This is a genomic window from Bacteroides sp. Phil13 (assembly GCF_001940965.1).
Classification (GTDB): Bacteria; Bacteroidota; Bacteroidia; order Bacteroidales; family Bacteroidaceae; genus Bacteroides; species Bacteroides intestinalis.
Genome location: NZ_MSHA01000034.1, coordinates 142,559 through 155,736 on the forward strand (window position 1 = coordinate 142,559; position 13,178 = coordinate 155,736).

Below are 13,178 nucleotides of genomic sequence, written 5' to 3' on the forward strand. Positions count from 1 at the left end.
AATATGGTTTAGAAATTAAGACTTACACCAAATACACCAGTGAATGGACGGGGGTAAATATTACCATCATAGCCACCATTGATTTCCGGATCAATACCTTTGTATTTAGAGATTGTAAAGACATTCTGAGCTGTAAGATAAGCACGACCACTAATTTTCATTCCGAACAACTTTTCGAAGCTATATCCCAAAGTGATATTATCGCACTTCAAGAATGAAGCATTCTGAATGAAGTAGTCAGACAAAGCATCCTCAGTAGAAATATAACTCCAATCTTTGGCCATAGTCATATTAGTTACATTGTGCCATGTATTGCCATTAAATAAACGTTCTACAGAAATATTCGAGCGCCCGGCTTCTACAGCGTTATAAGCATAATTGCCAAGACTTGCACGAAGAGAAAAGCCGAAGTCCCAATTCTTGTAAATCAATTTAGACGTCATACCCATTATCACATCAGCATCAGCCTTTTTATAGAAATAACGGTCTGCCGAGTTGATAGTACCATCTCCATTACGATCTACAAACTGCCCCTCAATAGGTTGGCCATTCTGGTCATAAACCTGTTGATAAGTATAGAAAGCTGATACCGGATGTCCCACAGCCCAAGCTTTAATACCATCTGAACCAGAATCACCTACTGCAAGACCTCCATGCAGGATTTTATAATCAGCATCATCGCTTGCTAACAGTTTATCAATTTTATTATCATTATAAGTTATATTATAACCCAATTCCCAACGCCAATCTTTCGTTTGGATAGGCCGATAAGTGAACGACAGTTCGACACCCTGATTATGTAACTCACCAATATTACTTGTAACCTTATTCTTAAAGTTAGAACCTGCAGCAACAGCCACTGTATTGATAAGGTCAGTAGTCTTTCTGTAATAATAATCTAAATTTACAGTAAAACGATCATTTAAAAGACTCAAATCAATACCAGCATTGTAGGTAGTAGTCTTTTCCCAAGTCAGGGCGGCATTATAAGCATCAGGACGGTAAGTCATACCATTGCCTACAATTGGATAATATGCACCCAAACCATTAGTCGTATAAGAAGCAAAATAAGTGTAATCGCCAATACCTTCCTGCTGACCAGTTTTACCCCAACCTAAACGAAGTTTCAAATCAGAAACGACTTTAGAATCTTTGAGGAAAGCTTCTTCATTGATTTTCCATGCAGCTGCAACAGAAGGGAACAATCCCCAACGATTGTCTTTATGGAAACGTGAAGAACCGTCATTACGTAGCGTAACAGTCAGTAAATAACGATCCAGCAACGAATAGTTCAAACGACCAAAGAAAGATACCAAATAATTCTCAGTCTTGTAGAGAGTATTTTCTGACGGATCTTTTATTTCACCTGGATGCTCCTTGTTGGTATCAGGATAAGTACCGTAATAGTAATAATCGGTTTCTTTATGGAAATGCTGCCATTCATAACCACCCATTACATCTAAATGATGATTCTTGCCGAAATCCTTAGTGTATTGGGCATACATATTCAGTGAGAGATTATAAGTATCCTGAGTATTCCAACCCTGACTGCCATAATAATAATTGTCATAATTATAACGGCTATAATATTTGTCACTCTTACCACTCTTCAAGTCCATACCAGCATTCACATGCAAATGGAGATCTTCAAGACCATGAATTTTATAATCCAACTCAATATTTCCAGTCAGCTCCTTACCTTTACCCTTATCTGAAGTTGTATTCAAATAAGCCATAGGATTACGCGTAGACAGAGAGTTGATAGAATATTTCCATTCATCATCACCACGATCTACAGGCGAACTGTATTGAAAATAGCCACCAAAGTTTTTGTTGTAGAATTCACTGTCAATCATAACAGGTTTTGTTGGATCCATTTCACTGGCCGCACCAATAGCACTCGTGTTAGCATACGTTGTATTAGAATACATTCCTTTGGCATTAAAATTCACAGTCAAATGATCGTTCAAGAAAGTAGGATTCAAACTCACACTAGCTGTATAACGCTCAAAGTCTGAGGTTTTAAGAATACCTTGCTGTTTTGTATAACCCAAAGAAACACGATAAGGAAGATTCTTATAAGCACCGGTCAACGTGATGTTATGGTCGGTAGCAATAGCTGTGCGGTAAATTTCATCTTGCCAATCTGTGTCAGCAAAAAGGTGTTGAGCTCCATCAGCTGGTGTTCCGTCAGCATTATATGCACTCCAGTAACCCATATTTTTATAATAGTCACTGGCTTCCCAATCAGCACCTTCCAATCCACTCTTGTTCTTTATAAAATTCATGAATTCATTAGCGCTCAGCACATCCAACTTATTAGTCACAGTACTTACCGATACATTTCCATTATAAGAAATAGTCGGCTTCATATTTTTGCGTCCTTTCTTAGTGGTAATAATAATAACACCATTAGAAGCACGGCTACCATAGATTGCTGTAGCAGATGCGTCTTTCAACACCGTAAAGCTTTCAATATCATTAGGATTTACAAGGTTTAAAGGGTTGGACATACCCTGCATACCGTAATTATCCATAGCCAGACCATCGATTACAATCAACGGATCATTGCTGGCATTCAATGATGAACCACCACGAATACGAATTGAAGCTCCGCCACCTGGTTCACCACCACTGTTCTGAACATTAACACCAGCAATCTTACCAGTAATCATGTCTTGCGCACTAACCTGCAAACCTTTGTTCATTTCATCAGGTTTGATAGCTGTCACCGATCCGGTCAAATCGTTTTTCTTAGCGCGACCATAACCAATTACGACAACTTCACTCAACAACTCGGCATCATCCTTCAAGGTAATAATTACCGAAGGAGCCGCAGCTACTTCCTGAGTCTGATATCCAATGAAAGAAACCACCAGCGTTGCCCCTTTAGGAACACTCAGCGTAAAATTACCGTCAAGGTCGGTGATTGTACCATTTGAGGTATTACCTTTTTCCACGACATTAGCGCCAATCACCTCACCCATAGCATCCTTTACATGCCCTTTCACGGTGATGTTCTGTGCATAAACGCCAACAGACAAGAATAACCCCATCAATAGGGGAAGAATCATTCGATAGATTCTAAGATTAACTTGCTTCATGCATTTAAAAAATTAAAGTTAACAATATTAATTACCTATATTATATATTCGAAATTATCTTTCGACTGCTTTTTCTTTTATAAGGTATCTATAACACGACGCAACAAAAATATGCTTTCTTAAAATATTAAAATATAAGAAATATGAGAAATATGCAATTGCAACAGTGCAAACGATTGCAGGAAGTTGCGCCATTACATTAGAAAAGGATTAGTCTTTGAGATGGACAAATACATAATCATTTTCAAGAAACAAAGAATTACAAAATGTCAAAACAACAATAGAAACACTTCTTTTATATCCATAATGCTAGCCTATTCCCTATTCTCATAACATACCTCATTTTGTAAATCCGCAAACCAGCACATTTTTCGAATAAATAAGGAATAAGAATGCACTAAAACCGCATATTATTGCAGCTTTAATAGCTATTTATACAGAAAAGGGTTACTACTTACAGGTGATAAGGTTACTACTTACAAGCAAAAGAGTTACTACTTACAAGCAAGAGGGTTACTACTTACAAGCAATGCACTTATTTGCATTACGTCTCTCACCTATAAGAGCTATTTTCCATGAATATTTCATTCTAAAACAAATGTAAACATTTCGCTATTCAACTATTAATCTGATATTTGTTTCTTTTCATTGTCATATTTCCAACTCTATAGGTCTACGGCCAGAAATAACGCACTCTCAGCTAACCTAAAATACAATTTGTCACAATGACAATTAGCTATATCCTTGTCCTCACTCATTCAGCCTTCTATATAAAGCGCCATTATGGGTCGTATATATCCCATCCCTGTCACACATTTGTTATAATTACAAACGGGAGGACAGGAATGGAAAATCTTCTTAAATCAATACCTTATTATTTTGAAGAATAGAGTGTAAGTTTACCGGACTTTACCCCTTTGGCTTTAGCTTCAAATACTATCTCACCGGCTTGCTCGACAGTCTGAACAATTGCCGTCAACTGACCGCTGAAAGCAGGCATCTTCGGCAAGTGGAACAAATCGAGTGAAGTAGCATCTCCATTAGCAGCAGCACGATAATGGCCCGCACCTTTCACCGTAAAGTTAACAAGACGACTGTCCGAAGGACAGAGGTTTCCATCTTTATCAACCACGCGAACTGTGATATAGGCTAAGTCCTTGCCATCGGCAGTAAGTTGCGAACGATCAGCTACCACTTCCAGGTGATGAGGTTTACCGGCAGTACGGATCACTTTCTCCTCTGCTATTTTACCTGAAGCATCATAAGCTACGACTTTCACTTCACCCGGCTCATAAGGAACATCCATCCACATCAAGCGGTAACGGCGCTGGAGAGCAAGCGCATCTTTGCCTTGAATAGCTTTACTTTCTTCGGCTGTCAGTTTATGCTGTTTACCGTAACTTTTCCCATTGACGAAAAGTTCGGCAGTCGGATAGTTTGTGTAAACGAAAACAGGAGTATTCTCTCCTTCCCTACCCGGCCATGTCCAGTGAGGAAGTACATGGAGTGTATTCACATTCTTATTCCAAAGACTACGGTACAGATAGTAACGGTCTTTAGGAAGACTGGCAAGGTCGATGATACCAAACAGCGAACTATGACTCGGCCATGCATCCGTATCATAAGGAGAAGGCTCACCCAGATAGTCGAATCCTGTCCAAACAAATTGACCGATAGTCCAGTCATAATCATCTGCTAAAGCAAAATCCTCATCGGGAACATTAGACCAGGCACAATGCTCCAAGTCATATCCGGAAGACTGGTGATCATCATATTTCGCATCCCCGCGTTTCTCTACAGGGAATTTATATACGCCACGGGAACTAACGGTAGAAGAGGTTTCGGAACCAAGCACTATATTCTGCGGTAGCAGTTCATAAGCTTCCAGATAACGGTGTGCACGATAATTAAAACCGGGTACATCAATCATTGCTGCAAAACCATTCTTCAAAACACAAGAAACCTGATCCATCCCGCAAGTAACAGGACGTGTCGGATCTTCACGATGACAGATATCCTGCAAGAAAGAAGCAACTTTATAGCCTACAGGACTACATTGGGTCGGAACTTCATTACCGATGCTCCACATCACTACACAAGGATTGTTGCGAAACTGATACAGCATATTTATCATATCACGTTCTGCCCACTCGTTGAAATAGCGGTGATAGCCATTCTCACATTTGGCAATGTCCCATTCGTCGAAAGGTTCCACCATCATCATGAAACCCATTTCATCACAGAGTTGCACTAACTCCGGCGCAGGCATATTGTGAGCGGTACGAATGGCATCGCAACCCATATCTTTCAACAGTGTGAGTTGGCGACGTAATGCAGCAACATTGATGGCAGCCCCCAACGGACCGAGATCGTGATGATTACATACCCCCTGGAACTTACGGTGCTTACCATTCAGGAAGAATCCTTTGTCGGCAATGATTTCTATGCTACGGATACCGAAACGAGTAGTATATTCGTCCGTTTGCTTGCCATCGGCATAAACTTTGGAAACAGCCTTATATAGATAAGGTGTCTCCGGCGACCACAAGCAAGGAGCATTCACCAGGAAGTTTTGTTCAAAAGGTTGACCATGATTAATCTTACGGGTATTATCCTTCGTAGCAACAACTTTCCCATCGGGAGAGATAATCTCTGTTACGATACGGATATCTTTCCCTTCATCATTGGCAATAGTCGTCAGCAGACGTACCGAGGCATACTCATCAGCAACATGAGGAGTAGTCAGCTGAGTACCCCATACTGGAACATGCACTTTATCAGTGCTCACTACACGCACATTACGATAAAGCCCTGCACCGGGATACCAACGGGAAGATTGTGGCCTATTCTCCAAACGCACGGCAAGCGTATTGTTCTTACCGTCTTTATTCAGAAGCCCGGTAACATCGCAATGGAAAGAATTATAACCGAATGGCCAGAAACAAGCTTCTTGCCCATTGACGTATACACGGGCTTCACTCATTGCACCATCAAAGACAAGTGTCGTCTGCTGATTAGCGGAAGCATCGAACGTAGTACGATACCAACCTATTCCTACGTAAGGGAGTCCACCTGTACGTCCGGTCTTGACAGAAGCCTTCTTTTCGAAGTTCTGCGTTACTGCTACTTCCTGCAAGTCGTTGCTGCGATCGAAAGGACCGAAGATGGCCCAGTCATGAGGTACGGTTACGGTTTCCCATTTACGGTCATCAAATTCAGGCTTCATGGCTTCCGCGACTTCACCTTTCGTAAACTTCCAGTTCTTCTCCAACAGTGTTTCTATACGCTGAGCTTTTGCTATCAAAGAGAAAAGAATACAGCAGGAGAAAGAGATGAATAGTATCTTCTTCATTTTCAATCAAAGTATTTAATTAATGTTATTTAAAAGCATCCATTATAACAGTAGGATAACCACCTTCTGTAAATGCTCCCAACCTATATTGACTCGGTCTGCACTCCGGTTCCCAATAGAACACTCCTTTACAACGACCGTTGGTATTTTCCTTGCACTCTTTCAAGATACGGGCAAGTTGCCTCTTTCCCTCGTTCAAAACAGAGGTACTTGCCAACTTACCATTGTCATCGGCGCACTCCATACCGGTTTCTACCACCATTACATCACAATTGTACTTGGTACTCAAAGCTTTGATGTTGCTGATGCAGTCCGTAATGACAGCATCGGCAGATGAATAGCCTTCTTTGGCATCACGCGACCAATAAGGGTAAAGTGACATACCTATCATATCCCACTTGCCGCCGTTCTTCTTCAATTCATCGAAGAACCAAGTGAACAAACCGCTGTCCCATCCATTGTCCAAGTGAACAATCACAATAGCATCGGGAAAAACCGACTTCACAGCATCGTATCCGGTAGTGACGAAAGCACCAAGATTGGCCCAATTCATGGGATATACCACTTTGTCGGTAGCACTTGCCGGTGCATCTTTCAAATCCTTCTCCGTCACATTATAAGATGCGCCGCTCAAAGCCACGTCTTCATCCCACAACATGCCCGGACGAATTTCATTCCCCACTTGCACCCATTTAGGAATAACCCCTATCTCCTTCAAGGCCTGAAGCACACTCACCGTATGGTCTTTAATGGCACTTTTCAAGTTTACCAGATTCTTTCCTACCCATGACGCGGGTTTGTTTTGCTGGGCGGGATCGGCCCACCAATCACTGTAATGAAAGTCTATCATTACATCCATCCCCAACTCTTTGGCTCTTTTAGCCTTCTCCACCACATCGGCAGTGTTACACCAATTGCCATGTTTACTCGGATCTACCCATACGCGAATACGAATGGCATCAAGCCCCAGTTCCTTCATCAGAGCCGTACACTCACGCTGCTCACCTTTGGCATTATAGAAGTTGTAGCCTTTGGATTCGTATTCGGTGACCCACCCTATGTCAGCACCTTTGGCAAATTCCACCTCTGTAGTTCCATCGTCACCGTCGGGATCGACCTCCGGCGCAGGAATTGTTTCGTTATTACTGCTACACGCTATTATAGCAAAAGCAATACCCAAAAAGAAAGACAAAAATTTCATGTGTTTCATGGCAAATATAGTTATCAATGATACAAATATAAGTAATAAAAGCGTAATCATTCAAGCCAGATACTCCCTATCTCTATTTCCATAGCCTTTTCAGCAACTCCATCAAAAGAGAGTTCGAGAGTTTCAATCCCCTCTACCTTGAAAGGTATTTCAGTCTGCGGACGGAAATAATTATCAAGGAAGACCGGATAGACGTGGGGAAGTAAAGCTGTATTTGTTTGCTCCAAATCCTGCAAGGGTACACGAATGATACCATCAGTTGCAGCGGCACACGAAGCAAGATAGGTATATCCGTCAGAAGTAATGAAGCCTGCTTTTAGTCCTTCGGGAATCTTCTTTGCATGGATACACAAAGTGCGGCAGGAAGCGAGTCGCTCAGGGCGTCCATCGATATCCTCCTTAATGTAACGACGAAGAACGAAGACAGGCGCCTTATCTTTAGACTCAAAGGTAATGCGCAAGGTCGGCTTCTCTGTCGGTGCATTTTGCATTAACTGGCGGTTCGTGAGGCTCCATCCGGGCATAGTATATGTTTCCAATTTACTATCAGCATCCCCTATTTCCAGCAGAGACAATGGTTTTTCAGGAGCAACTACGTTGGTTTCCCACAGGGTAGCCGAAGTATAGTCCCAATCCAGCGGACTCCTGGCTACTCCCGAAGGAAACGTTTGTCGCTTATCGCCTTGACAAACGACGATGTTATACCTAAAACAACCCTCTTTTATTTCTGTAGCAGGTACGGTAGCACGATAAATGTAACCACCTGTATGATTCATTTTCAGATAAGGATTCTTTTCATTCCAGAAAGATATCTTATCTGTGTAGATAATAACGGAATCGGGCATTTCATTACCCGCTACAATGGCCTCTATCTGTAAATCTTTACCGGCATCTACTGTCTTGGCAGGAGAATGAGTAACAGTAAAACCTTTATTATCTGAAATGGATGGACGTACATATTCACCAAGAGTAATATTCTGCCAATGGGCATCAGCAGTCCATTTACCGGAAGCCGATATACCTTTACGCTGTAACAGATAAACACCCGGACGAAGAGTCGAAATCTTGCCATTCGCAGCCTGTGAACTGAACGTATTTCCATTGTCCAAGCCGTTCACCCGGAATTGCTTACCTAAATCAGGTAAATTCAGAGTCATATCCCATGCACCGGAAACAATGCGCATTACTTCTTTATCCAAAGAAGGCCTTGTAAACGGGTCACTAACCTGTACGGCATCGGGCATTACTTCCAAGCGCCAAACACCCTCTTCCAGACGATCCAGCCAATAAACTCCCGTACCTTCATAATTCACCACCGGAGATTTGCCACAACCGGCTATTGCGCGAAGCTGAGAAATATCTTTCGGACGAGTTTGGGTCGTATTGGAATAGTAGAATTTCTCTCCGTCATTCAGTTCGCTTAAATCCTGCACGTAGCTGACACGGAAATCATTGAATAATGTATCTGCCGGATAACTGCCAAAACTCTCTCCCCTGCCCACTTTCTGTGCCACTTCTGCGGCAATCATCAATCCGATAGCTTTATTCGGAGTGTATGCTACATTCAGGTAATGAGTCTGGTACTCGGTATTGTAGGCCGCCATGTCGATAGGATCATAGGCAAACTGAGTAATCCACTGGAAACCGGCTGTGCGGAAAGTGCGTACAGTTGCCGGATACATATAGGAATAAAGAATATCAGCGGGATCAAATTCATAAACCATACGAGCCTTCTTATTGAAACCTTTCAGATTGGAGAAAGGAATATCGTAGCGGTCTACGGAAGGCAGGAAGTTTCCCTTGCGGGTATGTCCGGATACAAGACCAATAGGATACCATTGATAGGTAGTACCTTGTATGGCTGTAGAATAGTAAGCCTCTACCACATGCTGGTTATGACTGACATTGTAAAACACCGGTTTGCGGTTGCCTGCACGCTTCAGGGCGGACAGCATCTTATTTATATAATTACGCGTCTCAGCAACAGTGCCGGGATGGCAAGGCTCGTTGTTTATTTCAAAGCCTACGATATAAGGATCGTCTTTGTAAGCATAACCTGTATAAGGATTCACGTGGCGTACAAGAGCAGCAATATACTTTTCCTGTGCAACAATAGCATCTGCATCACTATGAACGGCACATTTATCATAATTTAAAGAGAAACCACTGGTAGGCTGATTACGTTCCGGATAACCGTTACCAAAATTTGTCTGTGCCGTGATAACGGTACGGATACCGCGTTCCTGTAATTTATGGATAAGGTAGTCCAATAGTTCCAGGTGTTCATTTTCCAGCAAGTTACCTTCTGCATCAGAAATCTCTACGTCCCAGATGTGAATACGATAAGCATTCAATCCCAAGCGTGCCATGTGATAGACATCACGGTCGATGGCAGCTTTACGATCCACTCCCAGATAACCCATCGCCCGGTAAGCATGTGCAAAGGGTAAGGTATAGTTCACACCAAAGAAAGAAGCTTCTTTCTTCGTATCCGACCAACGCATGACGCCGCCGGCATCTACATAAATAGTAGGAACGCTTTTGGGTACTTTGTTCTGTGCCGGAGCAACTACTGCCAGCAAACAAGTAATCAAGATAAGAATGTGTCTCTGCATGTCATCAAATTCAAGTTGTTTTTCTGTTGACAAAAGTAACGGAGTGGAGTTATTCATCAAAGCAGATATCGGACATAAAAGGAAACAAAAAGGACATTAACTGATTATCAGCAATATATGTATAGTAGTTATAAATAATAATTAGGAATTCTCAATCCAAAGACTACTACTTTTTCTCCATTTTCTTGTAATTATTAAGCATAAAAAGTATCTTTGTCACATTCTCTTGTAAAAGATAAGATGAAAAGATACACTAACATACTAATTTTACTACTTCTCACAGGGCTTTTTATTCCTGCCGGAGCACAAAACAACCCTTATAAGATAGATGACTCTTTATACCCCTTTTTTCAGCGCGCCACCAAATCACGAACTTATCCCCAAGGATTGCTTATCGCTGACACTCTTTATGCAGAAGCAACCAAAAAGAAAGACAAAAAAGCACAATGTTTGGCACTTACCATTCCGGTAAGTTTCTACTATAGTTCCGGTAATTATGAGAAACTGGAACAGTCAGCAAGCAGATTAAAAGAAGAAGCACGCAAAAACAATTATTTGCAATATTATTATTCCGCATGCACGAGCGAAATAAATTGGCTCCTTAACAACGGACATTCACTGCGTGCCCTGCACAAAGCAGAAGAAATGAAAGAACAGGCTTTCAAAGACCAGCACAACTACGGAATCTTTTCGTGTATTCGTACCTTGGGACACATCTACTATATGCGTCAGAATAGTGAGGTAGCAGTCGAGTACTACAAAAATGCTTTGGAATACATGCTGAAGCATTTGCCCGAACAAGATCCGTCATACCTTTATATGAACCTTGCTGAGTATTACCGAAAGAAAGACGAAGGTGAAATTGCATTGGAATACAATGAGAAAGCCGTGAAAACAGCTAAAACCAATGAGAGTCGTGTAGCTTCCCTAATGGATAAATGCCAGACTCTGTATAGCATGGACCTGATCGATGACTTTAACACTTGCTATGAAGAATGCCTGCAACTAGTCGAACAATATGGTGTTATCCGCAAATCAGCTTTGTTGCGTTTACGTATCTGTAAGCTTATTCTGGATAAAAAATATGATCAGGCGTATATAGCAGCTGATTCGATAGGAAGCCCGTTGCAGGTTTACCAGATACTCCATGTATTATATCTGAAATCAGGAGACTATGAAAAGGCTTATACATATAATAAGTTGATTCACAAGCACCAAGATTCCATCAACCGTCTGGTACAATCTACAGACATCGCTGAACTGAATGCACAGATAGGCAACGAACGCATGAAATTGGATGCCAAGGCCTTGGAATATAAGAATGCAGCACTCAACTTAAAGAATACCCAATTGGAACTGGAGCGGACTAAGTCACAATCTGAACTGGAAAAGATAAATGCTGAGAACAGCAAATTGGTATTGAAGAACCGGAACCTGGAACTGGCACGTCTCAATGTAGAAGCGGAAAAACAGAAAGCCATCTTAAAAGAGCAGCAAAGTGCTTCTCAACATTACATCGTAACTCTCAGTCTCGTACTTTCGTTCTTGTTTCTTTTCACCTGCTTCCTGATATTCTACCTGTACAGACGCCGTAGAACAATGGCTATCCTACAGGAGAAAAATGAAGAGCTCACCATTGCACGCGACCATGCCGAGGAATCGGACCGGATGAAAAGCTTCTTTATACAGAATATGAGCCACGAGATACGTACACCGCTCAATGCCATAGTCGGATTCTCACAAGTTTTATCCACTCCGGATATGGAGGTGGACGAGGAAGAGAAAGCAGAGTTCAGCATGCTTATCCAGCAGAATTCCGAGTTACTGACTACGCTAATTAATGATGTCCTCGACCTTGCCAGTTTGGAAAGTGGTAAATACACCATGCATCTGGCGCCTCATCGTTGTAATGAGTTATGCCAGGTAGCAATGGCTTCTGTTGTGCATCGTAATCCGAAAGAAGTGAAGTCCTATTTCACTTCCGGCGCACCGAATGACTTCTTGTTTGTGACGGATAAAGAACGGCTGCAACAGGTACTTATCAATTTCCTGACCAATGCGGAAAAACATACGGAACGGGGTGAGATTCACCTTCATTGCTCTCTCACGGAAAATCCGGGAAAGATAACCTTCTCCGTTACAGATACCGGTCCGGGAATTCCGGCAGACCAGGCAGATTGTATTTTCGACCGGTTCAGCAAACTGGATGAGTTCAAGCAGGGAACGGGACTCGGTCTGAATATCTGTTCCATCATTGCCGGACGCCTGAAAGGTGAAGTGAAACTGGACAAGAGTTACACCGGAGGAGCACGCTTCCTGTTTATACTTCCACTGGACAATGTTCCCGATAGCTAAACAAAATTCACCGTTCGTTGTTCTCTTCGAAACGATAACAGTCTAATAAAGGAACAATGAAAAAGCTGACATATTCTTTCCTGCTTCTGATGCTTCTGACATCAGTTCCGGCTCTTGCCGATTATGCGCCTGTCAATGTACAGACAGCACTGAAAAAGATGTATCCTGCCGCCAAGGATGTTGCTTGGTCACGGGATGAAACTTACTATGTAGCGGACTTTATACAGAATGGTTTCGACACAAAGGTCTGGTTCAACTCCGAGGCACAATGGGAAATGAGACAGATTGACTGGGGAACAATGGACGAAGTGCCCAATGCCGTGTACAACGCTTTTGTTGCAAGCGAATATTCCGACGGAATGGTGCAGGGAGTCACCTTAGTTCAGTTTCCTAAACGGGAAGCAGTGGTTTCCATAGTTGTGGGAATGGCAAATACACAAACTAGATACCAACTACTGTTCACCCTCGATGGCGGGCTGGAAGATGAACGGAATGCAACCTATTTCAACAATCTGCTTGGCGCGGAAGTCTTCTTATAAAAG

At 42.2% G+C, this 13,178-nt stretch carries 6 protein-coding genes; 2 read left to right on the top strand and 4 right to left on the bottom strand.

The features are described 5' to 3' along the window. Positions 1-8: 8 nt before the first annotated feature. The 4 genes from BWI44_RS06200 to BWI44_RS06215 form a co-directional block, all read right to left on the bottom strand. The gene (locus BWI44_RS06200; RefSeq protein WP_118216443.1) at positions 9-3,104 is read right to left on the bottom strand and encodes a SusC/RagA family TonB-linked outer membrane protein; all 3,096 of its coding nucleotides are present in this window, start codon (positions 3,102-3,104) and stop codon (positions 9-11) included. Positions 3,105-3,978: 874 nt separating this feature from the next. Next, a complete protein-coding gene (locus BWI44_RS06205; protein WP_195208248.1) occupies positions 3,979-6,456 on the bottom strand; it encodes a glycoside hydrolase family 2 TIM barrel-domain containing protein in 2,478 nt (825 codons plus the stop codon). A 25-nt stretch (positions 6,457-6,481) separates the two neighbouring features. After that, a complete protein-coding gene (locus tag BWI44_RS06210) occupies positions 6,482-7,666 on the bottom strand; it encodes a glycoside hydrolase family 53 protein (RefSeq protein ID WP_195208249.1) in 1,185 nt (394 codons plus the stop codon). A 47-nt stretch (positions 7,667-7,713) separates the two neighbouring features. Next, positions 7,714-10,281: a glycoside hydrolase 5 family protein gene (locus BWI44_RS06215; RefSeq protein WP_195208250.1), complete on the bottom strand. Its 2,568-nt coding sequence runs from the start codon at positions 10,279-10,281 to the stop codon at positions 7,714-7,716. Positions 10,282-10,521: 240 nt separating this feature from the next. On the opposite strand from BWI44_RS06215, the gene BWI44_RS06220 reads away from it, so the two are divergent. Further along, positions 10,522-12,636 carry a tetratricopeptide repeat-containing sensor histidine kinase gene (locus tag BWI44_RS06220; RefSeq protein ID WP_195208251.1) on the top strand — a complete coding sequence of 705 codons (2,115 nt, stop codon included), beginning with the start codon at positions 10,522-10,524 and terminating at the stop codon, positions 12,634-12,636. Positions 12,637-12,692: 56 nt separating this feature from the next. Continuing rightward, positions 12,693-13,175, top strand: coding sequence for a PepSY-like domain-containing protein (locus BWI44_RS06225; protein WP_138291308.1), 483 nt, complete (start codon positions 12,693-12,695; stop codon positions 13,173-13,175). Positions 13,176-13,178: the final 3 nt, after the last annotated feature.